The organism is Sphingomonas sp. 67-41 (assembly GCF_001899725.1).
Taxonomy (GTDB): Bacteria; Pseudomonadota; Alphaproteobacteria; order Sphingomonadales; family Sphingomonadaceae; genus Sphingomonas; species Sphingomonas leidyi.
Map to the genome: position 1 here is coordinate 198,244 of NZ_MKWJ01000004.1, position 25,149 is coordinate 223,392.

General features: G+C 68.4%; 20 protein-coding genes. 14 read left to right on the top strand and 6 right to left on the bottom strand.

What is annotated here, in order from left to right; genetic code table 11:
* Positions 1-24: 24 nt before the first annotated feature.
* Complete coding sequence (locus BGP17_RS02675) at positions 25-1,374, bottom strand: protein adenylyltransferase SelO family protein (RefSeq protein ID WP_286710918.1); 1,350 nt, start codon at positions 1,372-1,374, stop codon at positions 25-27.
* Positions 1,375-1,392: 18 nt separating this feature from the next.
* Between BGP17_RS02675 and BGP17_RS02680 the strand changes: the two genes are divergently transcribed.
* From BGP17_RS02680 to BGP17_RS02690, 3 genes are all read left to right on the top strand, one after another.
* On the top strand, positions 1,393-2,268 hold the full coding sequence (locus BGP17_RS02680; RefSeq protein ID WP_286710919.1) for an alpha/beta fold hydrolase: 876 nt from the start codon (positions 1,393-1,395) through the stop codon (positions 2,266-2,268).
* Positions 2,269-2,468: 200 nt separating this feature from the next.
* The gene (locus tag BGP17_RS02685) at positions 2,469-3,602 is read left to right on the top strand and encodes a glycosyltransferase (RefSeq protein ID WP_286710920.1); all 1,134 of its coding nucleotides are present in this window, start codon (positions 2,469-2,471) and stop codon (positions 3,600-3,602) included.
* Positions 3,603-3,668: 66 nt separating this feature from the next.
* The gene (locus BGP17_RS02690; RefSeq protein WP_167299156.1) at positions 3,669-5,072 is read left to right on the top strand and encodes an NAD(P)H-dependent flavin oxidoreductase; all 1,404 of its coding nucleotides are present in this window, start codon (positions 3,669-3,671) and stop codon (positions 5,070-5,072) included.
* 53 nt (positions 5,073-5,125) lie between these two features.
* Here BGP17_RS02690 and BGP17_RS02695 read toward each other — a convergent pair whose 3' ends face one another.
* Positions 5,126-5,608 carry a PilZ domain-containing protein gene (locus tag BGP17_RS02695; protein WP_353681859.1) on the bottom strand — a complete coding sequence of 161 codons (483 nt, stop codon included), beginning with the start codon at positions 5,606-5,608 and terminating at the stop codon, positions 5,126-5,128.
* A gap of 123 nt (positions 5,609-5,731) precedes the next feature.
* Positions 5,732-6,730, bottom strand: a complete 999-nt coding sequence (locus tag BGP17_RS02700) for a 2-hydroxyacid dehydrogenase (protein ID WP_286710922.1) — start codon at positions 6,728-6,730, stop codon at positions 5,732-5,734.
* Between the two features lie 98 nt (positions 6,731-6,828).
* On the opposite strand from BGP17_RS02700, the gene BGP17_RS02705 reads away from it, so the two are divergent.
* Positions 6,829-7,305: an SH3 domain-containing protein gene (locus BGP17_RS02705; RefSeq protein WP_167299153.1), complete on the top strand. Its 477-nt coding sequence runs from the start codon at positions 6,829-6,831 to the stop codon at positions 7,303-7,305.
* Positions 7,306-7,411: 106 nt separating this feature from the next.
* Positions 7,412-7,807 carry a lysozyme inhibitor LprI family protein gene (locus BGP17_RS02710; protein WP_286710923.1) on the top strand — a complete coding sequence of 132 codons (396 nt, stop codon included), beginning with the start codon at positions 7,412-7,414 and terminating at the stop codon, positions 7,805-7,807.
* A 121-nt stretch (positions 7,808-7,928) separates the two neighbouring features.
* Here BGP17_RS02710 and BGP17_RS02715 read toward each other — a convergent pair whose 3' ends face one another.
* On the bottom strand, positions 7,929-9,116 hold the full coding sequence (locus tag BGP17_RS02715; RefSeq protein ID WP_286710924.1) for an acetyl-CoA C-acyltransferase: 1,188 nt from the start codon (positions 9,114-9,116) through the stop codon (positions 7,929-7,931).
* A 119-nt stretch (positions 9,117-9,235) separates the two neighbouring features.
* Here BGP17_RS02715 and BGP17_RS02720 point away from each other — a divergent pair, with 119 nt between their 5' ends.
* From BGP17_RS02720 to BGP17_RS02760, 9 genes are all read left to right on the top strand, one after another.
* Positions 9,236-10,003, top strand: coding sequence for a prepilin peptidase (locus BGP17_RS02720; protein WP_286710925.1), 768 nt, complete (start codon positions 9,236-9,238; stop codon positions 10,001-10,003).
* A 30-nt stretch (positions 10,004-10,033) separates the two neighbouring features.
* Positions 10,034-10,795, top strand: a complete 762-nt coding sequence (locus BGP17_RS02725; RefSeq protein ID WP_286710926.1) for an SIMPL domain-containing protein — start codon at positions 10,034-10,036, stop codon at positions 10,793-10,795.
* Positions 10,792-12,207: a coniferyl aldehyde dehydrogenase gene (locus BGP17_RS02730; RefSeq protein ID WP_167299149.1), complete on the top strand. Its 1,416-nt coding sequence runs from the start codon at positions 10,792-10,794 to the stop codon at positions 12,205-12,207. The genes BGP17_RS02725 and BGP17_RS02730 overlap by 4 nt, the downstream gene beginning before the upstream one ends.
* Positions 12,208-12,210: 3 nt before the next feature.
* Entirely contained in the window at positions 12,211-12,552 is a 342-nt protein-coding gene (locus tag BGP17_RS02735; RefSeq protein ID WP_286710927.1) for a hypothetical protein, read from the top strand.
* A gap of 249 nt (positions 12,553-12,801) precedes the next feature.
* A complete protein-coding gene (locus BGP17_RS02740) occupies positions 12,802-13,251 on the top strand; it encodes a MarR family winged helix-turn-helix transcriptional regulator (protein ID WP_167299147.1) in 450 nt (149 codons plus the stop codon).
* 76 nt (positions 13,252-13,327) lie between these two features.
* Positions 13,328-15,361 carry a malate synthase G gene (locus BGP17_RS02745; RefSeq protein ID WP_286710928.1) on the top strand — a complete coding sequence of 678 codons (2,034 nt, stop codon included), beginning with the start codon at positions 13,328-13,330 and terminating at the stop codon, positions 15,359-15,361.
* 110 nt (positions 15,362-15,471) lie between these two features.
* Entirely contained in the window at positions 15,472-17,739 is a 2,268-nt protein-coding gene (locus BGP17_RS02750) for an autotransporter assembly complex protein TamA (protein ID WP_286710929.1), read from the top strand.
* A complete protein-coding gene (locus BGP17_RS02755) occupies positions 17,739-21,965 on the top strand; it encodes a translocation/assembly module TamB domain-containing protein (RefSeq protein ID WP_286710930.1) in 4,227 nt (1,408 codons plus the stop codon). Before BGP17_RS02750 ends, BGP17_RS02755 begins: the two co-directional genes overlap by 1 nt.
* A 53-nt stretch (positions 21,966-22,018) precedes the next feature.
* Positions 22,019-23,485 carry a flavin-containing monooxygenase gene (locus tag BGP17_RS02760; RefSeq protein WP_286710931.1) on the top strand — a complete coding sequence of 489 codons (1,467 nt, stop codon included), beginning with the start codon at positions 22,019-22,021 and terminating at the stop codon, positions 23,483-23,485.
* Here the strand turns inward: BGP17_RS02760 and BGP17_RS02765 are convergent.
* The gene (locus BGP17_RS02765; protein ID WP_286710932.1) at positions 23,482-24,735 is read right to left on the bottom strand and encodes a flavin monoamine oxidase family protein; all 1,254 of its coding nucleotides are present in this window, start codon (positions 24,733-24,735) and stop codon (positions 23,482-23,484) included. The two genes, BGP17_RS02760 and BGP17_RS02765, sit on opposite strands and share 4 nt — an antisense overlap.
* Positions 24,693-25,148, bottom strand: coding sequence for a MaoC family dehydratase (locus BGP17_RS02770; protein WP_286710933.1), 456 nt, complete (start codon positions 25,146-25,148; stop codon positions 24,693-24,695). Before BGP17_RS02770 ends, BGP17_RS02765 begins: the two co-directional genes overlap by 43 nt.
* Position 25,149: the final 1 nt, after the last annotated feature.

Genomic DNA, 25,149 nt, shown 5'->3' on the forward strand with positions numbered 1-25,149 from the left:
GCGCTCTTGCACGAATTTTGGCGGCTAGGCCAGTGCCTGAGCCATGCGCCGGATGGCGGCGACCTTGGCGTGGAGCGGCCCCCAATCGTCCGAGTCGGCGATCGACGCCCAGATCGCCTCCACCTCGTCGATCAGCATCGAGCAGGGAGCGCCGGACCAATGGTCATGGTCGCGCCCCTTGCGGGGACGATAGTGTTCGAGCTGGCCGCGCAGATCGTCGAACGCCTCGCCATATTGCGTGGGGAGCTCGCCTCCGAAGGCGTCGAAGAAGAATTCGTCCAGCGGCGTCAGCGTCTCGGCGAGCGCCTTCTCGAGCGTGGCCGTCAGCACGCGATCCGCCTCTGTGCCGCGCGGCAGGACGCCGAGGCGCCAGAGCAGCGCGTCGGTCACTTCGCGCCGATAGGCCTCGGGGAAGAGGTCCATCGCCTCGATCAGCGGTTCCTCCTCGGCGATGGGGCGGAGCGAGATGGCGAGCTGCATCGCGTCCCAGTAGATCGCTTCGGGCTGGCGGCCGAAGGCATAGAGCCCGGCATGGTCGAAATAGGCAGCGGTGAAGCCCGGGTCCCAGAACGGCGCGAAACGCCACGGGCCATAATCGAAGCTTTCCCCGGTGACGTTGATATTGTCGCTGTTGAGCACGCCGTGGACGAAGCCGGCTGCCATGTAGCGCGCCGCCATCCGCGCGGTCCGCCGGGTGACATGGGCGAGCAGCCGGGCCGGGCCGTCCTCGCCATATTCCTCGCCATGATAGTGGCGCAGCACATAGGCGGTCAGCTGGCGGAGCGCGTCCCGGTCTTGAAGATGGGCGAGGCGCTGGAAGGTGCCGATGCGGATATGGCCGTGGCTGAGGCGGACGAGCACCGACGAGCGCGTGGGGGACGGCTCGTCGCCGCGGTGGAGCGCCTCGCCGGTCTCGATGAGAGAGAAGCTGCGCGAAGTCTCGACGCCCAGCGCCTCCAGCATCTCGGTGGCGAGGATCTCGCGCACGCCGCCCTTCAGAGTGAGGCGCCCGTCGCCGAAGCGGCTATGGGGTGTCTGCCCCGATCCCTTGGTGCCGAGATCCATCAGCCGGCCGCCCCGATCGCGCATTTGCGCGAACAGGAAGCCGCGGCCGTCGCCGATCTCGGGATTGTACACGCGGAACTGGTGGCCGTGATAGCGCAGCGCGAGCGGCGTCGCGAGCGAGTCCCGCAGTGGTTCGAACCGGCCGAAATGCGCGATCCATTCCGCGTCGGACATTCCGTCCAGCCCCACTTCCGCGGCCGCCCGATCGTTGCGGAAGCGCAGGATCGCCTGCGGGAACGGCGCCGCGGCGACCGGATCGTAGAAGGCGTCGCCCAGTTCGAGGATCGCCTGTTGCGGAGTGAAGTCCATGCGGCGATATGGGGAAGGATGGGTGATCGGCGCAACTATTCCGACGGTTTCTGGTGGTCGCGGGACGGCATCCGTCTCCACTATCGCGAATATGCAGGGCCGGCGGACCGGCCGCCCGTCCTCTGCTTCCCCGGCCTGACGCGCAACGCGCGCGACTATGAGGGGCTGGCCGAGCGACTGGCGGGCCAGTGGCGGGTGCTCTGCATCGAGTTCCGCGGGCGCGGCGAGAGCGGCTATGCCAAGGACCCGATGAGCTATGTGCCGCTCACCTATTTCCAGGATGTCGAGGCGCTGCTCGAGGAACGGGAGATCGGGAAGTTCGTCGCGATCGGCACGTCGCTGGGCGGACTGGTGACGATGCTGCTCGCCGCGACCGAGCGCGACAAGCTGGCCGGCGTGGTGCTCAACGACGTGGGGCCGGAGATCAACCCCGCCGGCCTGGCGCGCATCCGCACCTATGTCGGCAAGGCGGTCTGGTATCCGACCTGGATGCACGCCGCGCGCGGCCTCGCGGAGGGCAATGCCGATGTCTATCCGAACTATGAGATCGAGGACTGGCTGCGCATGGCCAAGCGCCTCTACCGGGTGAACAGCTCGGGCCGCATCGTGCTCGACTATGACATGAAGATCGCCGAGCCGTTCCGGGTGCCGGGCAACGAGGCGGGGCCGGACATGTGGCCGACGATCGACGCGATGCAGGGCCTGCCGCTGCTCATCGTGCGCGGCGAACGCTCCGACATATTGAGCGAGGAGACCGCCGCGAAGATGATCGGGCGGGTCAAGGGCGCCGAGCTGGTGACGGTGCCGCAGGTCGGCCATGCGCCGACGCTGGAGGAGCCCGAGGCAGTGGCGGGGATCGAGCGGCTGCTGGCCAGGGTGGCGAGCGCGCAATAGCCAACCGTCATGCTGAACTCGTTTCGGCATCCAAGGTGCCGCGGGCGACGCCGCTCGGGTTTCCAGTCCATTTCCCGCAGGGAACCGGACCCTGATCCCGGATCCAGCCCCGGGTCGGTGCGACGAGAGCCAAGGGCCCCTGCCGCCTGAGATCCTGGCTTTCGCCGCGATGACGGATTGGCTATCGAGCCTTCCCAACGATGCCCATCCACATCCTCCACCTCCACTCGACTTTCAACCTCGGCGGCAAGGAAGCGCGCGCCGTGCGGCTGATGAATGCGTTCGGCGACAGGGCGCGGCACACGATCGTCTCGGCCATGCCCGATCAGCTCGAGGCGCGGGCGATGATCGCCAAGGGGATCAAGTACGAGATCGCCCAGGACCCGCCGCCGCTTTCGGGCCGGCCTTCGGTGAAGCGCTACGAGGCGATCGCGCGCTACATGCGCCGCTTCGACCTGGTGCTCACCTATAATTGGGGCGCGATCGACGGCGTGATGGCCGCGCGCGTGTTCGGCAAGGGCCTGCCGCCGGTGATCCATCACGAGGACGGCTTCAACCAGGACGAGGCCGAGAAGCTCAACCCGGTGCGCAACATGTATCGCCGGATCGCGTTGCCCGCCGCCAATGCGCTGGTCGTGCCTTCCGAAGTGCTCGAGCGGATCGCGCTGAACCAGTGGCGCCAGCCGCGCGAGCGCCTGTTCCGCGTCGCCAACGGCATCCCGACCAAGCTCTATGCCGGCAAGCCCGACATCGATCTGATCCCCGAGCTCAGGAAGAAGAAGCCGGGGACGCTGGTGGTGGGCTGCGTCGCGGGCCTCAGGCCGGTGAAGGACCTGCCGATGCTGGTCCGCGCGGTGGCCGGGCTCAACACCCGTTTCAAGCTGGTGATCGTGGGCGAGGGACCGGAGCGGCAGAACATTCTCGATGCCGCCGAGGCCATGGCGATCGAGGACGAAGTGATCCTGCCCGGATTCCTGCGCGAGCCGTACCGCTACATGGGATTGTTCGACGTGTTTGCGCTCTCGTCGAAGAGCGAGCAGGCGCCGATCTCAGTGCTCGAGGCGATGGCGGCCGGCCTGCCGGTCGTGGCGCCCCCGGTGGGCGACATTCCCAGGATGGTCGGCGAGCGCAACCAGCATTTCCTGCCGCCCGAGCGCACCGAAGTGGTGCTGCGCGACCGGATCGACATGTTCGCCCGGCATCCCGAGGAACGCGCCATGGTTGGCGAAGAGAACCGCGCGCGCGCCCGTGCGTTGTTCGACGAGGGGGAAATGATTGCCGCCTACGCACGGCTCTATGGCGCGGCGATGGGACGGCCTGACGCACTGCAATAACGATTGTTGCTCGCTTGTTGCGTCCGATCCGTCTAGCGTCGCGCGAATTTTTAATCTGGAGGTTCTGTGTTCAAGGGTCTGTCGCCCATCCTGTACAACGGCCGCGAGGTCTGGCCGATCGTCGAGGGGGGCAAGGGGGTGGCTGCCACCAACCATGCCAGCGCGGGCGCCTGGGCTGCTGCGGGGGGCATCGGCACGGTCTCCGCGGTCAACGCCGACAGCTATGATGCCGAAGGCAAGATCATCCCCCAGATCTATCGCGCGCTCACGCGCCGCGAGCGGCACGAGGAACTGATCCAGTACGCGATCGAGGGCGCGGTCCAGCAGGTCAAGAAGGCTTTCGAGATCGGCGACGGCAAGGGCGCGATCAACATCAACGTGCTGTGGGAGATGGGCGGCGCGCAGCGGGTGCTGCACGGCGTGCTGGAGCGCACCCGCGGCATGGTCGCCGGCGTCACCTGCGGCGCGGGCATGCCGTACAAGCTCAGCGAGATCGCGGCGTCGTACAACGTCAACTATCTGCCGATCGTCAGCTCCGGCCGCGCCTTTCGCGCGCTGTGGAAGCGCGCCTATTCCAAGGCGAGCGAATGGCTGGCGGCGGTGGTCTATGAGGATCCCTGGCTCGCCGGCGGCCATAACGGCCTGTCCAACGCCGAGGATCCGCTGAAGCCGCAGGACCCCTATCCGCGGGTGAAGGAACTGCGCGACGTGATGCGCGAGGGCGGCATCTCGGACGAAGTGCCGATCGTGATGGCCGGCGGCGTCTGGTACCTGCGCGACTGGAACGACTGGATCGACAATCCCGAGCTCGGCCGCATCGCCTTCCAGTTCGGCACGCGCCCGCTGCTCACGCAGGAAAGCCCGATCCCCGATGGCTGGAAGGCCAAGCTGATGGAGATCGAGGAAGGCGAGGTGCTCCTCCACCGCTTCTCGCCGACCGGCTTCTATTCGTCGGCGGTGCGCAATCCGTTCCTGCGCAACCTCGAGGCGCGCTCCGAGCGCCAGATCCCCTATTCGACCGAAGAGGCGGGCGACCACACCTTCCAGCTCGACGTGGGCGTGAAGGGCAAGAATTTCTGGGTGACGCGCAACGACCTGCTGCGGGCCCGCCAATGGTTCGGCCACGGCTTCACCTCGGCGCTCAAGACGCCGGACAATACGCTGGTGTTCGTCAACGACGAGGAAAAGGGCATCATCCGCAAGGACCAGGCGGACTGCATGGGCTGTCTGAGCCAGTGCGCCTTCTCGTCCTGGGCCGATACCGAGACCAACTCGACCGGCCGGCTGGCGGATCCGCGCAGTTTCTGCATCCAGAAGACGCTGCAGGACATCGCCCATGGCGGCCCGACCGACGAGAATCTGATGTTCGCGGGGCATGCCGCCTACAACTTCAAGCGCGATCCGTTCTATTCGAACGGCTTCGTGCCGACGGTGAAGCAGCTGGTGGACCGGATCCTGACGGGCGACTGAGGGGTTTCCGGCGCGGCTCGGGCCGCATCTCGGAGGGCGTCGGGAAGCGTCGGTCAGATGTGGGTGAGGATGATCGCGGCGCAGGTGCCGGCGAAGACGATCGCGGCGCCGGCGAGCAGCCAGCCGAGCAGGGGATAGCGTGTTTCGCGGGCGGGCGGAGCGGCGGCGGCGGCTGGCTCGTCCTGGCCGCGGCCGACCTGCGGCGCGCCACCCTGGCCGGCAGCCCAGCTTTCATTGGCGGCGCGCAGCAATGCATTGAAGTTCAGCCGCTCGAGCAGCTGGATGCCAAGCGTCTTGCCCTTCACCCACACGACCCGGCCGACCAGCGCCAGCGAGGCCTTGCGGACCTCGACATAGGTTCCCGGCCTGGGCGGGAACGGCGCCAGCAGCATCATTCCGTGCGGCGAGATGTTGCGGATGGTCACGTCGCACCATCCCCTCTTGCTGCGCATCTGGGCGGGAATGACGACTTCCCGCCGCGATTCTCTCGGTTGCATCTGATGATCCCCCGGCGCGGCTACCCCGATGGACGGCATCGCGCGGGTGGAGTTACGCAGTATCGCGCTTACCGCCACCTTGCCGGCCGTGGTTAACCGTGTGGAAGATGCTCCGGATCGGAGGTATCGTGCCAGAATACGCAAAGTATCGGCAAGACGAGCCTATAGCCAGCCGTCGAGAACTTGGTCGGGCGGCCGATGGCCGTCGGACCAGACGCGAATGTTGGCGATCACCTTGATGCCCATGTCCTCCCGCCCTTCGAACGTGGCGGAGCCGAGATGGGGGAGCAGCACGACATTGCCCAGCTGGACGAGGCGCGGATCGACGGCGGGCTCGTTGACATAGACGTCGAGCCCGGCCCCGGCGATGCGGCCCTGGGCGAGCGCGGCGATCATTGCTTCATTGTCGACGATCTCGCCGCGGGCCGTGTTGATCAGCCAGCCCATCGGGCCGAGCAGGTCGAGCCGGCGCGCGTCGATCAATCCGCCGGTGGCGGCGGTATGGGGCGTGTGGATGGTGAGGATGTCCGCCGCCGCGAGCATGGAATCGAGCTCCGGATGCCAGGTGGCGCCCAACTGCGCCTCGAGCACCTGCGGCAGGCGATGGCGGTTGTGATAATGGATCTGGAGGCCGAAGGCGCGCGCCCGCATCGCCACCGCCTGGCCGATCCGGCCCATGCCCAGGATGCCGAGCGTCTTGCCGCCGATCCGGTGGCCGCGCATCGAGGTGGGCGCCCAGCCGGTCCAGCCGCCCGCGCGGACCAGCTCGTCGCCCTCGACCAGGCGGCGCGGCACGGCGAGGATCAGCGCCATCGCCATGTCGGCGGTATCTTCGGTGAGCACGCCAGGGGTGTTGGTGACGGTGATGCCGCGCGCACGGGCGGCGGCGAGGTCGATATGGCCGATGCCGGCACCGTAATTGGCGATCAGGCGAAGCCGGCCGGGCGCGGCCGCGAGCAGGGCGGCATCGATCCGATCGGTGACGGTCGGCACGAGCACGTCGCAATCCGCCATCGCCGCGCCAAGCGCCTCGGGCGACATCGGGGTGTCGCCGGCGTTGGTGACGACATCGAACAGCTCGGCCATGCGCGCCTCGATGCCGTCGGGCAGCGCGCGGGTGACGATCACCCGGGGACGGGAAGGGCGCGGGCCATGTGCCATAAAGGGCGGCTTGGCCGGTGGCGGGGCGCCAGTCAACGGTTGATGACGAGGCGCTGCTCGGCGTAGAACGAGCACGGACACAATTTCACGAGGGTTGCATGCGTTTTGGGAAATGGGCCGTGCTCGGCGTCGTCGCGCTGGGGTTGGCCGTTCCCGCATCGGCGCAGCGCAAGACGCCCTATTTCGTTTCGATCAAGGCCGAGAAGGCGCGCATGCGCACCGGCCCGGGGCGCAACTATCCCTCGAACTGGCTCTATCAGCGCCGCGGCCTGCCGCTGAAGGTGGTCGACATCTATGGCGAGTGGCGCAAGGTCGAGGATCCCGACGGCACCCAGGGCTGGATGCTCGCCAATCTGCTCGACGACGTGCGCACTGCGATGGTGATCGGCACGGTGAGCGAGATGCGCGACGCCCCCCGTTTCAATGCGCGGGTGAGCTGGCGCGCGGCGCCGGGCGTGGTCGGGCGGGTGAGCCGCTGCGCGAGCAACTGGTGCTGGTTCGACGTCGCCGGGCGCGGCGGCTATATCGAGCAGAGCCATATCTGGGGCACCGATCCGGGCGAGACCGTGAACTGATCCGCCGGTCCTTCCCTTGGGACAAGGGACATCCGATGGCCGTCACCCCCGGACAGGCTTGAACCGCGCGGGGAGCGGGGCGTTCGACGGACAAGGAGATGCGTGGATGACCTTTCGAAGCAGCCCTTTCCTTCTCGCGGGCTTCCTGTTCGCGACGAGCGCCTCGGCGCAGACGGCGGGCGCCTTCATGCAGAACCCGGCCTTCAAGGATCCGGCGCCGGCCAGATGCGACACGACTTTCGACATGCAGCATTGCGCGGCGCATGACCTGCGCGTCGCCGATGCGCAGATGAGCGCACGCTACACGGCGCTGCGTGCCCGGCTGGGGCCGGCGGCGCGTCAGAAGCTGCTGGCCGAGCAGCGCCAATGGCTGGCCGAGCGCGATCGCGGATGCATCGCCAAGGGGAAACGCTATCAGGGCGGGACGATGGCCCCCGTGGTGGTTGCGCAATGCTGGGTCGACGTGACTCGCGCGCGTTCCAAGGCGCTCGCGCGGCGCTAGGTTGGGGATTCATATTCGTTTCCGTCCTCCCCGCACAGGCGGGGAGGGCGGGGTTCGCTGAACAAGGCCTCATCCCAAGAGGGGAAGCGGATGCCGGATTGGAGCGCGGACGGGGCTTCGCTCAGTCCAGCAGCTCGACCGCCATCGCAGTCGCCTCGCCGCCGCCGATGCACAGCGAAGCCAGGCCGCGGCGCGCGCCACGCGCCTCGAGCGCCGAGAGAAGGGTGGCGAGCACGCGCGCGCCGCTGGCGCCGATCGGATGGCCGAGCGCACAGGCGCCGCCATTGACGTTGAGCGCGGCGTGGTCGAGCCCGAGTTCCTTCATCGCGATCATCGCGACTGCGGCGAAGGCTTCGTTCACTTCGAACAGGTCGACGTCGCCGATCTCCCAGCCGGCCCTGGCGAGCGCCTTCTTCATCGCGAAGACCGGTGCGGTGGTGAAGCGCGCCGGGGCATGGGCATGGGCGGCATGCGAGACGATGCGGGCGACCGGAGTCAGGCCGAGCCTTTCCGCCACGCTCAGCCGCGTCATCACCAGCGCTGCCGCGCCGTCCGAGATCGAGGAGGCGTTGGCGGCGGTGATCGTGCCGTCCTTGGCGAAAGCGGGCTTGAGCGTGGGGATCTTGGCGGGATCGCCCTTGGCGGGCTGTTCGTCGAGCGTGACGGAAACGGCGCCCTTGCGCGTCTTCACCTCGACCGGCACGATCTCGCGGTCGAAGGCGCCGCTCGCCTGGGCGGCCTTGGCACGCTCGAGCGAGGCGATGGCGAAATCGTCCTGGGCGGCGCGGGTGAACTGATATTCCTGCGCCACTTCCTCGGCAAAGCTGCCCATCAGCCTGCCGGGCTCATAGGCATCCTCGAGCCCGTCGAGATACATGTGATCCATCAGCCGGTCATGGCCGATGCGCGCGCCCGCGCGGTGGCGCAGCGAGAGATAGGGCGCGTTGGTCATGCTCTCCATGCCGCCCGCGACCAGCAGGTCGACCGAACCGGCGGCGAGCGCTTCGGCCGCCATGATCGCCGCCTGCATGCCCGAGCCGCACATCTTGTTCACCGTGGTCGCCTCGACATGGTTGGGCAGCCCCGCCTTGAGCGCCGCCTGGCGCGCCGGCGCCTGGCCCAGGCCCGCCGGCAGCACGCAGCCCATGTAGATCCGCTCGATCGCATCGCCCTTGAGACCCGCGCGCTCCACTGCGGCGCCGACGGCGGCGGCGCCCAGATCGGTGGCGCTTGCCTCGCTCAGCACGCCCTGGAAGCTTCCCATCGGCGTGCGGGCATAGGAAGCGATGACGATGTCGTCGGCGGACATAGTGGATCCTCTCGTTGGTTGGGGCGCATCTAGTATCGCGCGCGACGGTTTGCAAAAGCCGCGCGCCCCGGCATGACGGAGGGACCATGGACCTCATCGAGATTCCCGGATGCTGACGCATGACGATTGATCCGGTCTGGGGCTGGGCAGTGCTGCTCGGCGTGCTGGGGCTCGTCTTCGGCAGCTTCATCGCGACGCTGGCGATCCGCTGGCCCGAGGGGCGGGCGATCAGCCGCGGCAGATCCGAATGCGACAGCTGCGGCAGGGGGCTGCGCGCGGGCGAGCTGGTGCCGGTGATGAGCTATGTCCTCCAGCGCGGCCGGTGCCGGGGCTGCGGCGCCCCGATCCGGATGGGCCATGTGCTGACCGAGCTGGTCGGCGGCGCGATCGGCGTGGCGGCGGCGATCGCCTCGCCCGATCCGGCGGGTGCGGCGGGCGCGGCGTTCGGCTGGCTGCTGCTGACGCTGGCGGCGCTCGACGTGGCGGCGCTGTGGCTGCCCAATGCGTTGACCGGGCTGCTGGCGGCGGCCGGGCTGGCGACGGGGCTTGCCGGCCTCGACCCGCCGCTCGATGCGCGCCTGATCGGCGGCGTGGCCGGCTTCGGCGTGCTCTGGCTGGTCGCCTGGGGCTACAAGCGGCTGCGCGGGCGGCAGGGGCTGGGCGGGGGCGACCCCAAATTGTTCGGCGGCATCGGGCTGTGGCTGGGCTGGCAGGCGCTGCCGCTGGTGCTGCTCGCCGCCTGCCTGATCGGGCTGGCGGGCGTGCTGGGGCTGATGCTGGGCGGGCGGCGCGTGACCGCTACGGACCGGCTGCCCTTCGGGGTGATGCTCGCGGCGGCTGCCTTCGCGGTGTGGCTCGGCTTGGCGATCGGGCCGATGCCGGGTTAGGCTCGCGCCCGAACAGGCGAGGAGAGGGCGATGCGGAACATGATGCTGGGCGTGCTTCTGGGCGTGCTCGCGGCGAATGGGGCGATGGCGCAGGACAAGTCGGACGACGCGACGATCCAGGTGCTTGGCGTCGGCACGGTGGAGGAAGCGCCGACCATCGCCCATATCTCCTTCAAGCTGCGCGGCGAGGGCAAGGGATCGGATGATGCGCTGCGCGCCCTGGTTGCGCGCAAGGAAGCGGTGGCTCGCGACATGGGCGCGCTGGCCGAGGCCAAGTTCCGCCTCGAGACCGGAGATGTCGAGATCCATGAGGTGCGCGGGCGCGACTGCCGCGGCGCGAGCCAGGACGAGGACACGCCGCGCCTTTCCACCGGCGCATGCGCGGTCCTGGGCTATGTCGCGACGATGGAGGCATCGGTCGACGTCAGCCCCGTCGCGCTCGCGGGCACGCTTTCGGGGCTGGCGAGCAGGGCGGGCGCCAGCGAGGTGCGCCTTTCGAGGTTCCGTACCGCCGATCCGCGCGCGGCGCAGCAGCGCGCGATGGCGGCCGCGGTGGCGAATGGACAGGAGCAGGCGCTGGCGATCGCGGCTGCGTCGGGCGCGAAGCTTGGCCGGCTGGTGCGGGTGAGCGATCCGAATGGCGGCTATGTCATAGGCGAGCAGTTGCAGAGAATTGCCGCAACCGGCTCGCGGAGGAACGTCACCATGGACGCGCCGGTGGCGGTGGAGATCGCTCCGCAGGCGATCACGACCACGGCGCGGCTGGTCCTGGTCTACGAGATCGCGCGATGAGCATGCGCGACCTGCTCGACGCCCAGCGCACAGCCTTCATGGCCGAGCTGCCGGTATCGCTCGACGCGCGCCGCGACCGACTGAGGCGCGCAGTCGCGATGATCTCGGACAATGCCGGGCAGTTGTGCGATGCCCTGAGCGAGGATTTCGGCCATCGCAGCCGGGACCAGTCGATGATCACCGACATCGCCGCGTCGGTAGGGCCATTGAAGCATGCATTGAAGCGGGTGGCCCACTGGTCGAAGCCCGCGCGCAGGCCGGTGCTGTTCCCGCTGGGGCTGCTGGGCGGGCGCGGGCGCATCGAATATCAGCCCAAGGGGGTGGTGGGGATCATCGCGCCGTGGAACTTTCCGGTGCAGCTGGTGATGAGCCCGCTCGCCGGCGTCTTCGCGGCGGGCAATCGCGCGATGGTGAAGACCAGCGAATATACGCCGATGGTCTCGGCGTTGATGGCGGAGCTGGCGGGGCGCTATTTCGATCCCGCGGAGCTGGCCTTCGTCGCGGGCGGGCCGGAGGCGGGCAAGGCGTTCGCCGAAATGCCGTTCGACCATCTGCTGTTCACCGGCGCGACCGGCATCGCGCGGCACATCCTGCATGCCGCCGCCGACAACCTCACGCCGGTGACGCTGGAGCTGGGCGGCAAGTCGCCCGTCGTGGTGGGGCGCTCGGCGGACATCGCGCAGGCGGCCGAGCGCGTGGCGCTGGGCAAGATGCTCAATGCGGGGCAGATCTGCCTCGCGCCCGATTACATGCTGGTGCCCGAGGAGAAGGAAGCCGCGGTGGTGGAGGGCCTCGTCGCGGCAGCCTCGCGCATGTATCCCACCTTGCTGTCGAACCCGGACTATACCGCAGTGATCAACGACCGGCATTATCAGCGCCTCACCGGCTGGATCGACGATGCCCGGGCCAAGGGAGCCGAGGTGATCCCGGTGAACCCGGCGCACGAGGATTTCGCCGGCGCCAATGCCCGCAAGCTGCCGCTGCACATCATCCGCAACCCGACCGACGACATGATCGTGATGCAGGAGGAGATCTTCGGGCCGGTGCTGCCGGTGCGCAGCTATGCCCGCATCGAGGACGCGATCGGCGAAGTGAACCGGCGCGACCGGCCGCTCGCGCTCTATTATTTCGGAAGCGACCGGACCGAGCGGCGCCAGTTGCTCGACCGGACGATCTCCGGTGGCGTGACGGTGAACGACGTGATCTTCCATGTCAGCCAGGAAGAGCTGCCGTTCGGCGGCATCGGCCCATCGGGCATGGGCGCCTATCATGGCGAGATCGGCTTCCGGACGTTCAGCCATGCAAAGGCGGTGTACAGCCAGCCCGGGCTCGACGTGGCGGGGCTGGCCGGGCTCAAGCCGCCCTATGGCAGGAAGACCCGCGCCGCGATCGCGCGCCAGATGAAGGGGTGAGCGGTGGCTGACAAGCACTGGGAGAAGGTGAGCGGGGAAGATGAAGACTGGGATCACGCCATTGCCGCACGCCTCGAAGGCGCGACCGTGCTTGTCGGGCTCACGCACCGTGAAGCCGCGGGTGAGCGGCGGGAGCAATTCTTCGGCACGGTGATGGAAGTCGACCCTGCCGAAGGGATCACCCTGCGGCTCGAGGGAAGGCGGCGCGGCGAGATCGTCAGGCTGCCGCCCCAGCTTGACGCGTTCGAGCCCGCCGGTCCCGGCATCTACGAGCTGAAGGATGCGGACGATCGCGTGATCGATCCCGACTTCACTGCTTCCTGGACGCTGAGCCGACCAAATTAGAAGGCCCTTGGCCCCCGGTCCTGGGCGGGGAAAGCCGATACTTGCCAGCGCCCGGATCGCGCGCAAAAAAAAAGGCCGCCCCGAAGGACGGCCGTGAAAGTCTTAGGAGAGGATGCCTGAAAGGCCCGATCTTTGTGCATCGCAGCGGGAAATATCGCAAGTGCGAAATGATAACGATATCATTGCAGAAATTGCAACTGTCCAACGTTGTCAGTTGCGTGCGCCGGAATTGCTGCGCAGGGTAATGGAATGACGGCCCTGAAACTCGACGATTTTCTGCCCTATCGCCTGTCGATCGCCTCGAACGCGGTGTCGGATGCGGTGGCGAGCGCCTATCGCGCGCTGTTCGGCCTGAAGATTCCGGAATGGCGCCTGGTTACCATTCTCGCCGAGGGCGGGGCGATGAGCCAGCAGGCGCTGTGCGGCCGCACGCGCATGGACAAGGTGACGGTCAGCCGTGCCGCGATCGCGCTGTCCGAGCGGGGGCTGATCAGCCGGGCGAGCAATCCGGGCGACCAGCGCTCGCACCTGCTGACGCTCAGCAAGGCGGGCTGGGAATTGTACGAGGAAGTCGCGCCCAAGGCGATCGAGCTGGAGCGGCGGGTCTTTGCCGATTTCACGCGTGAGGAGCGGTTGCAGCTCAGGCAGATGCTGGACCGGATCGAAGCCGCGGTGGAAGCGCTCGAGGACAGGCCTTGATCCCGGGCCCGGCTATCGCCTAAGCGGAGATGCCCTCCCCAGGCGAACGCAGAACCGTGCCGCAGGAGGATTTTTCATGACCGTCATTCGTTCCGGCCTGTTCGTCGCCGAGCCGCTCGCGCGCTTCGTCGAGGAGCGTGTGCTGCCGGGGCTCGACATCGAGGCGGCCGGCTGGTGGGCGGGCGTGGCGGAGATATTCGCACGGTTCGCGCCCGAGAATCGCGCGCTGCTGGCGAAGCGGGACGCGCTGCAGGCGGCGATCGACGCCGCGCCGGCGCGCGCGGGGGACGCGGCGTTCCTGCGCGAGATCGGCTATCTGGTCGATCCGCCTGCGCCGTTCGAGATCGGTACGCGCAACGTCGACGCCGAGATCGCCCGCATGGCCGGGCCGCAGCTGGTGGTGCCCGCGCTCAACGCGCGCTTCGTGCTCAACGCCGCCAATGCGCGCTGGGGCAGCCTGTACGACGCGCTCTACGGCACCGATGCGTTGCCCGGAGCGGCCAGGCCGGGCGGCTATGATCCGGAGCGCGGGGCGCAGGTGATTGCCCGTGCCAAGGCATTCCTCGATGCGGCAGTGCCGCTGGCGAGCGGGAGCTGGACCACGCTGGCGGAAGCGCCCGTGCTCGCCGATCCGGCCCAACAGGTCGGGCCCTGGCTGTTCCGGCACCACGGGCTGCACATCGAAGTGGTCGTGGATCGTGCGCATCCGATCGGGCGCGGCGATCCGGCCGGGATCGCCGATGTGGTGCTCGAGGCGGCGCTGACAACGATCGTCGACCTGGAAGACTCGATCGCGGCGGTCGATGCCGAGGACAAGGTCGCGGCCTATGCCAATTGGCTGGGGCTGATGCGGGGCGACCTGGAGGAGCGTTTCGACAAGGGCGGAACGGCGCTCACCCGGCGGCTCGCCCCGGATCGCGGCGCGCTGCCGGGCCGCGCGCTGCTGTTCGTCCGCAATGTCGGGCATCTGATGACCACGCCGGCGGTGCGCCTGCCAAGTGGCGGCGAGGCGCCGGAGGGCGTGCTCGACGCGATCCTGACGAGCACCATCGCGCTCTACGACCTGCGCGGGCTGGGCCGGTACCGCAACAGTCGGACCGGCTCGGTCTATATCGTGAAGCCCAAGATGCACGGGCCCGAGGAATGCGGCTTCACCGACCGGCTGTTCGATGCGGTCGAGGATCTGCTCGTGCTGCCGCGCCACACGATCAAGGTGGGCGTGATGGACGAGGAGCGGCGGACCTCGGCCAATCTCGCCGCCTGCATCCATGCCGTGCGCGATCGGATCGTGTTCATCAACACCGGCTTCCTCGATCGCACCGGCGACGAGATCCATACCGGCATGCGCGCCGGGCCGATGGTGCCCAAGGGCGAGATGAAGGGGGCCGAGTGGATCGGTGCCTATGAGGACCGCAACGTCCGCATCGGCCTGGCCTGCGGCCTCTCGGGCAAGGCGCAGATCGGCAAGGGCATGTGGGCGGCGCCGGACCGGATGGCGGACATGCTCGCCCAGAAGATCGCGCATCCGATGAGCGGCGCGAACACCGCCTGGGTGCCGAGCCCGACCGCCGCGACGCTGCACGCGCTCCATTATCATCAGGTCGACGTCTTTGCCCGCCAGCGCGAGATTGCCGGCGAGGCGATCCCCGGCCTGGCGCCGTTGCTCACGGTGCCGCTGGCACCGGGGCGCAACTGGTCGAGCGAGGAAGTCGCGCGCGAGCTCGACAACAATGCCCAGGGCATTCTCGGCTATGTCGTGCGCTGGATCGACCAGGGTGTCGGCTGTTCCAAGGTGCCGGACATTCATGACATCGGCCTGATGGAGGATCGCGCCACCTTGCGCATCTCCTCGCAGCACATGGCCAATTGGCTGCTCCACGGCGTGGCGCGTGCCGACGACATCGACGCTGCGCTTCGGCGGATGGCGGCGAAGGTCGATGCGCAGAATGCCGCGGATCCGCGCTACCGGCCGATGGCGGGCAACGAAGCGACGAGCCTTGCCTTCCAGGCGGCGCGGGCGCTGATCTTCGAGGGGCTGGGGCAGCCAAATGGCTATACCGAACCACTTCTCCACAGGTTTCGTGCCGAAGCGAAGGCGATAGCACGCTGAAATTCCTGGGCTTTCGTAAAAGTGCGGACCCAAAGCGCATTTGGGTCGTTACGCTCGCGAGAGGGCCGGTCTAGGAATGCGGCTCGAAAGGGAGCCAGTTGCGTAGAGGGGTGAAGCGGATTTGGCTGGCGGCGCTCGCCGGCACGGCATGCGTGCCGGGGTTTGCGCATGCCCAGATTTCAGACCCCAAGCCGGGGCAGGGCGCGCCGCCGTCCGGCCCCGCGCCTGCGCCTTCCGCGGCGCCGGCGCCTGCACAGGACGGCACGGTGCGCATGCCGCCCGTCGACGAGAGTCCGATCGTTCCCGATGCCCAGTTCGAAGCCGCGATGCCGAAGATCGAGGGCGACATCAACGCCCCGCTGGAGGCGATGCCGTCGCCCACCGGTTCGCCCACGCCCGGGCCGGCCCCGGCCACCCAGGGACAGGCCGTGCAGCAGGTGCGGGAACACGCCGAGGAGAGTTTCGCGGCCGCACCTGCCGAGGATCCCGAATTCGCCCGCCCGCTACCGCCGCTTTCCGAGTTCAAGGTCGAGCCGCCGGTGGAAGACAAGGTTGCCGACAAGAAGTCGCTGACGATCCGCTACACCACGCATGAGGAAGGGCTTTCCGCCGTCGGCCTCGCGGGGCTGTTCGAGGATCTCTCCGCACTGAAGAATGGCGGTGGGCGGGCGGCGAACACCGCGATGGTCGCAGCGCGCGCGCGGGAAGACGAGCGCCTCGCGATCCGCCTGCTGCAGTCGCGCGGCTATTACGACGCCACCGCGATCTCGACCGTCGACCAGAACCCGCAGACCCCGGGCACGGTCCGCGCGACGATCAGCGCAACGGCCGGGCCGCTCTATCGCCTGGGCGATGTGAAGGTGGCGAGCGACCCCACCGTGCCGCCGGGGCTCCTGCTCGACGAACTCAATCTCAATCCCGGCGATCCGATCGAGGCCGAGCGCGTCCAGGGTGCCGAAGCGAATGTAGCGCTGCGGCTGCCGCAACAGGGCTATCCCTTCGTCAAGGTCGGCCAGCGCGACATTCTGCTCGATGGGGAAACCCATGTCGGCGACTATACGCTGCCGATCGAACTGGGGCCGCGCGCGGTGTTCGGCGATATCCGTACCGAGGTCGGGGGCGATTCCGGCGCGCGACGGGGCGAGCGGGCGAGCCGCAGCGAGCGGCGACAGGAGCGCCGGCGCCGCGTGCGCCAGCCGGCATTCGACGCGGATCACATCCGGGTGCTGCGCCGCTACAAGCCGGGCGCGCTCTACGACATCCGCGCCGTCGACGATCTGCGCGAGGCGATGATCGCCACCAGCCTGTTCTCGACCGTCTCGGTCGAGCCCGTGCGTACGGGCCAGGCGGGGCCGGACGACACCGAGGTGGTCGATTTGCTCGTCCGCCAGAATCCCGGCCGCCCGCGCACATTGGCGGCCGAGCTGGGCTATTCCACCGGCCAGGGCATCCGGCTCACCGGCAGCTGGACGCACCGCAACCTGTTCCCGCCCGAAGGGGCGCTGATCGTCGCGGGCGTGCTCGGCACGCAGGAACAGGGGCTTACCACCACTTTCCGGCGCTCGAACGCCGGGCAGCGCGACAAGACCTTCCAGATCGCCGCGGCGCTCAACCACCAGGACTATGACGCGTATGAGAGCTATACCGGCACGCTCTCGTTCCGCTTCTCGCGCGACTCGACGCCGATCTGGCAGAAGCGCTGGACCTATTTCTACGGTGCCGAACTGGTCGGCGCGAACGAGGATCGCTGGAACTACAACAGCAACCGGCGCGATCGCGGCACCTGGCTGATCGCGGCGGCGCCGCTGTTCCTGGGCTATGACAGCTCGGACAATCTGCTGAATCCCACACGCGGCTTCCGGATCAAGGCCAATGCCAGCCCGGAAACGTCGGTGCGCGGCGCGGCGCGGCCCTATGCGCGCTTCATGCTCGAGGGCACCTATTATCAGCCGGTATCCGACAGCATCGTGATCGCGGGGCGCGCGCGCGTCGGATCGATCATGGGCATCGCGCGCGACGACCTGCCGCCGTCGCGGCGCTATTATTCGGGCGGCGGCGGATCGGTGCGCGGCTTCGGCTACCAGGAGCTCGGGCCCCGTTCCCCCGACGGCAAGCCGGTGGGCGGGCGCAGCTTCAACGAATTCGCGATCGAGGCGCGCTATCGCTTCGGCAATTACGGCATCGTGCCCTTCATCGATGCCGGCCAAGTCTATGAGGGCATCTACCCCACGGGCAAGAACATCCGCTTCGGCGCGGGCATCGGCGGCCGGCTCTACACCAATTTCGGCCCGATCCGCGTCGACGTGGCGACGCCGATCAACCGCAAGCCGGGCGAATCCAAGGTCTCGCTCTACATCTCGATCGGGCAGGCGTTCTGATGGCGGAAGATACGCCTGCGCCCGAGCCCGTTGGCGAGGCCGACGCCGCGGCTGTCGGCCGGCCCTTGTGGCAGCGGGTGGCGAAATGGACGGGGATCGCGCTGGCCGGCCTCGTGCTGGCGATCGGCGCGCTGGTGCTGGGGCTCGACACCCAGGCGGGCCGCCGCTTCGTCGCCGACCAGATCGCCGGGATCACGCTGGAATCGGGCCTCAATTTCCGCATCGGCCGGATCGACGGATCGCTCTACGGCGCGATGGTCCTGCGGAATGTGCAGGTGCGCGACACCAGGGGCGTATTCGCCGCCTCGCGCGAGATCCGGATGGATTGGCGGCCCCTTGCCTATCTGGGCAATCGCGTGGACGTGCGCAGCCTCGCCAGCCCCGAAGTGAAGCTGCTGCGCCTGCCGGCGCTTAAGCCCTCGGGCGATCCCAATGCGCCGCTGCTGCCCGATCTCAACATCGATGTGGGCAGACTCGACGTCGCCCGGATCGACATCGCCAGGGAAGTGGACGGTCGCGCCCGTTATCTCGGCCGGCTGGCCGGCAACGCGCATCTCGCGGACGGACGCGTGCAGATCCTGCTCGATGGCGGCACGGTCGCCGCGCGCGGCGTGCCCGGGGGCGACCGGCTGGCCCTCAGGCTCGACGCGACGCCCGGGAAGAACCGGCTGGACATCGACGTGAAGCTCGACGCGCCGGCCAAGGGGCTGGTCGCCGGACTGGCCGGGCTGGAGGCGCCGCTCGGCTTCGCGGTGGCGGGCAAGGGGGATTGGGCCCGCTGGCAGGGCAAGGCCCGGGGCACGCTGGGCGGTGCCGCGCTCGCCGATCTCGACCTGATCGCGACCAATGGCCGCTTCCAGCTGCGCGGGCCGCTGCACCCCGGGCTGTGGATGAAGGGGCCGGTCGCGCGGCTGGCAGCGCCGCAGCTCGATTTCGACCTCGACGCGAAATGGGCGGACCGCGCCGCGGACGGATCGGTCAAGCTGCGCTCCGCCGCGCTGTCGGTGGAGGCGGCGGGCAAGGTCGATTTCGGCCATAATCGGTTCCACGACCTGAAGGTCGATGCGATCCTGCTCAAGGCCGGGGCGATCGCGCCCGATCTGGTCGGTCGCTCGGTGCGCGCCTCGCTGGCACTGGACGGGGCGTTCGATCGGCCGGTGGTGGATTACAAGCTCGCCGCGGGCGCGCTCGGCTTCGGCGAGACGGTTGCCGAGAACCTCTATGCCGAGGGTCGGGCACGGGTGGATGCGAAGCGCATCCTGGTGCCCGTCAGAGCCCGGGCGGCACGGGTTTCCGGTCTCAACGCGGCGGCCGGGGGACTGGTCACCAACCTTGTCGTCGACGGCGACCTTGCGATTTCGGGCCAGCAGCTGCTTTCCGACAATCTCCGCATCCGCTCGGACAAGATCGACGCGACGGCGATCGTCGCCGCCGATATCGGCCGCGGACGCTATACCGGTGCGCTCAAGGGCCGAGTGAACGACTATCGGATCGACGGCGTCGGCGTCGTCGACCTCAGGACCGATGCCGAGCTGTTCGCCGCACCCGGCGGCGGCTGGGGCATTCGCGGACACATTGCCGGCCAGTCGCGGAAGATCTTCAGCGACGGTGCGCGCGCGTTCCTGGGGGGCAATGCCGTCGCTTCGGCGCGCCTGGTGCTCGATCCCAAGGGGGTGATCAGCATCAGCGACGTGAAGATGAAGGCGCCGCAATTCCGTGTCCTGCGCGGAGCGGGGCGCTATGATCCGGCCGGCCCGATCCTGATCGACGCCGATGCGGTTTCCGATCGATATGGCCCGCTCACCGCGCGGGTGACGGGCACGCTGAACGCGCCGATCATGTTGCTCAAGGCACCCAGGCCCGGCTTGGGCATCGGGCTGGTCGACCTCGAGGCGCGCGTCCGCGGGCGTGGCGATGCCTGGGCGGTGGTGGCGAACGGCAATACCGATTACGGGCCGTTCGATGCCGATGTCCTGGTGCGGACCGGCAACCGCCTCGCGATCGATGTCAATTCGGGCCGTTTCGCTGGGATGGACGTTACCGGCAAGGTCGAGCAGACGGCGGACGGACCGTTCGCCGGCGAGCTGGCGTTCAACGGATCGGGCGTGACGGGACGGGCGACGCTCTCGGCGCAAGGGAAGCTGCAGCGCGCCGATGTGAAGGCGACCGCCGCCAATGCGAAGATACCGGGTGCCGCCGGGCTCACCATCGGCCGTGCGCTGATCGACGGCAGCGTCGTCCTGGCCGACACGCCCGAGATCCATGGCGACGTGCAGGTCGCGAACCTGCGCCAGGGCAATTTCGTGCTCAAGACTGCCCGGGCCAAGATCGCCTATGCCGGCGGCAACGGGACGGCGCAGGTCTTCGCCAATGGTTCCACCGGCGTGCCCTTCCAGATCGCCGCCAATGCCCGGCTCGCGCCCGATGCGTGGCTGGTGGCGGTGCAGGGGCAGGGCAGCGGCGTGCAGTTCCGCACGGCCCAGCCGGCGCATGTTGCGATCCGCGAGGGCGTCTACCACCTGCTGCCGACCAAGGTCGATTTCGACAAGGGCAGCGCGCGGGTGGCAGGCAGCTATGGCAAGGGCATGGTGCTGCAGGCGCGGCTCGACAGCCTCGACCTGGCAGTGGTCAACGCCTTCGTGCCCGATCTCGGCATCGGCGGCACCGCGACGGGCAGCCTCGATTTCGCCCAGACTTCCTTTGAGGCCTTCCCCAGTGCCGATGCCCGGCTCGAGATCGCCGATTTCACGCGCGCCGGCCTGGCCAGCGTCTCGACGCCGGTGCGCGTGAGCTTCGTCGGCAAGCTGCTGCCCGATGGCGGCGATGCGCGTGCGCTGATCCGCCGCGGCAACGCCACGATCGGCCGCGTGGTGGCGACGCTGAGCCCGCTCGGTCCGGAGGCGGGGCCCTGGACCGAACGCATGCTCGCCGCACCGCTTTCGGGCGGCATCCGCTACAATGGGCCGGCGGCGGTGCCCTTTTCGCTGGCGGGCCTCTCCGGCCAGCAGCTCGACGGGCCGATCGGCATCGCGGCGGATTTCTCCGGCAAGGTCGAGGAGCCCAGGCTGACCGGCGTGGTTCGTGCGACCAATCTCCATTACGAGAACGAGAATTTCGGCACCCGGCTCACCGCGATGCAAGTGGACGGCACCTTCTCGAACGACGCGTTCATCCTCAATTCGCTCACCGCCAAGGCAGGGGACGGCACGGTGTCGGCGCAAGGCAGGGTAAGCCTGTCCTCGGCGAACGGCTATCCGATCGCGATCACCGCGGACCTCAACAATGCCCGCCTGGCCCGCAGCGACGCGCTGGGCGCGACCGCGACGGGCAAGATCAGCATCACCAAGAATCCGGAAGTCTCCCGGATCGAGGGACGGCTGACGATCCCGGAGGCGCATTACCAGATCATCCGCCAGGGCGCCGCCGAAGTGCCCGAACTCACCGGTGTGCGCCGCAAGAGCGCGACCGGCGAGGATCAGGGGCCGGCGCCCGTGATCCGCCGTTCGTTCGGCGATTTCGATCTCAACCTGCGCATCGATGCCGACAACCGGCTGTTCGTCACCGGCATGGGCCTGGAATCGGAATGGCGCACCCAGGTGACGGTGCGCGGCACCACGCTGGCGCCCGACATCCGCGGCACGATGGAGATCGTGCGCGGCACCTATAGCTTCGCCAGCCGCCGCTTCGACATCTCGCGCGGCACGATCCGCTTCCAGGGCTCGGCGCTCACCAATCCGTCGGTGGACATCCAGGCGAATACCAGCGCGGAGGGAATCACTGCGATCCTCACCGTCTCGGGCACCGCGCAGCAGCCGCAGATCGCGTTCAGCTCGACGCCGGCGCTGCCGCAGGAGGAAGTGCTTTCGCGCCTGTTCTTCGGCACCAACGTGACCAACCTCTCCGCCACCGAAGCGATCCAGCTTGCCGCCGCGCTCCAGTCGCTGAGCGGCACCGGTGGCGGGCTCAATCCGCTCGGTCAGCTCAAATCGGCCACGGGCATCGACCGGCTGCGCATCCTGGGCGCCGATGACGCGACCGGCCGCGGCACGGCGCTGGCGGCCGGCAAATATCTGACCAACGACATCTATGTGGAGATCATCACCGATGCGCGGGGCTTCACCGCCACGCAGCTCGAAATATCGCTCAGCCGCACGCTGAGCCTGCTTTCCCAGGCGGGCTCCTTCGGCGGATCGAGCGTCAGCCTGAAATATTCCCGGGATTATTGAGCCTGTCGATTTCCCTGCTTACAGTGGTGTAAACAGATCGGCGGGAGAGGCGCGTGGCCGAGCATTTCGACGTAGTGATCGTGGGAGCCGGCATCTCCGGCGTGGGCGCGGCATATCATCTCCAGGCGAACAGCCCGGACCGCAGCTATGTGGTGCTCGAAGGCCGCGAGCGGCTGGGCGGCACCTGGGACCTGTTCCGCTATCCGGGCATCCGTTCGGACTCGGACATGTTCACGCTCGGCTTCTCCTTCCGCCCCTGGACGGCGAGCAAGGCGATCGCCGACGGTCCGTCGATCCTCAACTATCTGGAGGAAGCGGCGCGCGACTATGGGATCGACGAGCATATCCGCTATTCGACGCGGGTGACGGGCGCGAGCTGGTCGACGGAGGAAGCGCTGTGGACCGTCACTGCCGAGCGGGGCGGGGAAGCGGTGACCTTCACCTGCGCATTCCTGTTCCTGTGCACCGGCTATTATAATTACGCGCGCGGCCACACCCCCGACTTCGCCGGGACGGCCGACTTCAAGGGCCGCATCGTCCATCCGCAATTCTGGACCGACGATATCGACTACAAGGACAAGCGGGTCGTGGTGATCGGCAGCGGCGCGACGGCAGTGACGCTGGTGCCGGAACTGGCGAAGCAGGCAAGCCATGTCGTCATGCTCCAACGCTCGCCGACCTATATCGTCTCGCGGCCTTCGCAGGACAGGCTTGCCAACTGGATGCGCGGCTGGATGCCGTCGATGACCGCCTATGGCCTCACGCGCTGGAAGAATGTGCTGCTCCAGCAATTCTTCTTCCGCCTCGCCCGCAAGAACCCGGAAAAGACTCGCGAGCGGATCGTCCAGATGGCGCGCGACGAGCTGGGGCCGGACTATGACGTCGCCACCCATTTCACCCCCCGCTACAATCCGTGGGACCAGCGCGTCTGCCTGGTGCCCGATGCCGATCTGTTCGCCGCGCTGCGCGAGGGCAAGGCCGAAGTGGTGACCGACACGATCGAGCGGTTCACCGAGACCGGGTTGGCGCTCGGCTCGGGGAAGACGCTGGAGACAGACCTGATCGTCACTGCGACCGGTCTCGAGATCCAGCTGTTCAGCGGCATGCCGATCAGCGTGGACGGCAAGGCCTTCGAGCCTGCCAGGGCGATGACCTACAAGGGCATGATGTTCTCCGACGTGCCCAATTTCGCGATCTCCTTTGGCTATACCAATGCCAGCTGGACGCTGAAGAGCGACCTGACCGCCAATTACGTCACCCGCCTGCTCAACGCGATGCGCAAGCGCCGCGTGCGGCAAGTGACGCCCCGCCTGGCCGCGCCGGTCGAGGAAGTGCCGTTCCTCGACTTCACTTCCGGCTATGTCCAGCGCGCGGCGGACAGGCTGCCGCGCCAGGGCACGCGCAAGCCATGGCGGCTCAACCAGAATTACGCCCGCGACGTGATGGCGCTCAAGTTCGGCGGGATCGACCAGGAGATGGAATTCTCCAACCCCGAGCCCGCGAACAAGGCCGCCGCCTAGGCCAGCAGCGCCCGCGCCGCCGCGACGCCGCTGTTATAGGCGCCGTGGACGGTGGAGAATTCGCCGTCGGAACAGGCCTCGCCGGCGAAGCGGATGCGCGGGTCCACCGGGGTGCGCAGCAACGCGCGCGCGCCGTGCCGGCCGGGCACGGCATGGCTGTAGCTGCCGAGGACGTGCGTCTCGCGCGCCCAGGCCGAACCGGCGACGAAGCGCAGCTTCCCGCGCCAGGCGCTGCCGAGCAGGTGGCACAGCTCGCCGATCGCGAATTCCGCGGCGCCGTTCAGCCCTTCCCTTTCCATTGCTCGCGCCCCTTCGCCGCCGAGCATGCACTCGACGATCGGGCGGCCAAAGGGCCGAAGCGTGTAGCTGCCGGTGCATGCGCTGCGGGGATTGCCGACCAGATGGGCATTGTCGTCAATCTCCTCGCCGCCCTCCAGCGTGAAGAACAGCTTGTCGGCAAGGCCGAGCGGCAGCTGGGAGGCGGCGTGGAAGATCGCATCATGGCCCGGCACGCGCAGGGCGCCGCTTGCGAGCACGTTGGTGGAGACAGTTACGATCGCGGCATCGGCGATGATCGTGCCCCGGGGCGTGGCAATGCGGAGCCGCTTGGCCGAGCTGTCGATCCCGCTCGCCGGCGTCGCCAGCGCCACCGGCAGCCCCGCGGCATGCGAAGCGACCAGCGCCCCATAGCCTTGCTCGATGCGCCAATCCATGTCGATCGAGGCTTCGTCATAGGCATGCCAGTCGGTGACCGACATCTCGCGCATCGGCGCGCCGTTGATGAAGCCGGAGAGCGCATCGAGCGCCGCGTTCCATGCGCCGTCCGGCGACAACAGGTCCGAGGCGCGATCGCTCGGCGGGGGCGTGCGCATCGCCGCCATGCATGCGTCGAACACTTCCCACAATTCGGCCTGCTCGGCTCTCGAGAGGCCAAGTTCGCGCCATTGCTCGTCCCAGAGCGGAGGTGCGCGATAGACCGCGAAGCCGCGCGCCTCCGCGATCGCGACCCAGGGGTTCCGGGGGGCGGAATGAAGCCAGCCCGCGCCCAGGTCGATCGGCAAGCCGGCGACGTGCACCGTATGGGCGCGACCGCCGAGCCGGTCCTGCGCCTCGAGCAACAGCACGTCCTTGCCGGCGTCGGCGAGCGTGCGAAGCGCACCGATACCCGCCGCACCGCCGCCGATCACGACGATGTCGGCATGATCCTTCACGTCGCCGGCCGGCTCTTGAGCAAGGCGGAGCGCAGGCACTCGCAGACGATCTCGTCGCGCTGGTTGCGCATGCGATGCTGCCAGGTGACGATGCCCTGGCCGGGGCGCGACTTGCTGGCGCGGACTTCGGTCACTTCGCTTTCCGCCCGCAACGTGTCGCCGATGAAGACGGGCTTCGGCATGCGCAGCGCGTCATAGCCAAGGTTCGCGACCAGCGTACCCGCAGTGGTGTCGCCCACGGTGATCCCCACCATCAGGCTGAAGGTGAAGGTGCCGTTGACGAGAATCTGGCCGAACTCGCTCGCCCGCGCCGCCTCGGCATCGAGGTGAAGCGGCTGGGTGTTGTGCGTCATCGTGGAGAAGAGGAGGTTGTCCGTCTCCGTCACCGTCCGGCGCAGTTCGTGGACGACGACGTCGCCGATCTGCCACTCGTCGAAATACCTGCCCGCCATC

Bases quoted from the DNA above. Each gene is read 5' to 3' on its own strand.
- BGP17_RS02720 (WP_286710925.1), top strand. From the start codon at position 9,236: ATGACGATTGATCCGGTCTGGGGCTGGGCAGTGCTGCTCGGCGTGCTG.
- BGP17_RS02740 (WP_167299147.1), top strand. From the start codon at position 12,802: ATGACGGCCCTGAAACTCGACGATTTTCTGCCCTATCGCCTGTCGATC.
- BGP17_RS02745 (WP_286710928.1), top strand. From the start codon at position 13,328: ATGACCGTCATTCGTTCCGGCCTGTTCGTCGCCGAGCCGCTCGCGCGC.
- BGP17_RS02695 (WP_353681859.1), bottom strand. From the start codon at position 5,608: ATGCCGTCCATCGGGGTAGCCGCGCCGGGGGATCATCAGATGCAACCG.
- BGP17_RS02725 (WP_286710926.1), top strand. From the start codon at position 10,034: ATGCGGAACATGATGCTGGGCGTGCTTCTGGGCGTGCTCGCGGCGAAT.
- BGP17_RS02710 (WP_286710923.1), top strand. From the start codon at position 7,412: ATGACCTTTCGAAGCAGCCCTTTCCTTCTCGCGGGCTTCCTGTTCGCG.
- BGP17_RS02715 (WP_286710924.1), bottom strand. From the start codon at position 9,116: ATGTCCGCCGACGACATCGTCATCGCTTCCTATGCCCGCACGCCGATG.
- BGP17_RS02680 (WP_286710919.1), top strand. From the start codon at position 1,393: ATGGGTGATCGGCGCAACTATTCCGACGGTTTCTGGTGGTCGCGGGAC.
- BGP17_RS02705 (WP_167299153.1), top strand. From the start codon at position 6,829: ATGCGTTTTGGGAAATGGGCCGTGCTCGGCGTCGTCGCGCTGGGGTTG.
- BGP17_RS02730 (WP_167299149.1), top strand. From the start codon at position 10,792: ATGAGCATGCGCGACCTGCTCGACGCCCAGCGCACAGCCTTCATGGCC.
- BGP17_RS02700 (WP_286710922.1), bottom strand. From the start codon at position 6,730: ATGGCACATGGCCCGCGCCCTTCCCGTCCCCGGGTGATCGTCACCCGC.
- BGP17_RS02675 (WP_286710918.1), bottom strand. From the start codon at position 1,374: ATGGACTTCACTCCGCAACAGGCGATCCTCGAACTGGGCGACGCCTTC.
- BGP17_RS02770 (WP_286710933.1), bottom strand. From the start codon at position 25,148: ATGGCGGGCAGGTATTTCGACGAGTGGCAGATCGGCGACGTCGTCGTC.
- BGP17_RS02685 (WP_286710920.1), top strand. From the start codon at position 2,469: ATGCCCATCCACATCCTCCACCTCCACTCGACTTTCAACCTCGGCGGC.
- BGP17_RS02755 (WP_286710930.1), top strand. From the start codon at position 17,739: ATGGCGGAAGATACGCCTGCGCCCGAGCCCGTTGGCGAGGCCGACGCC.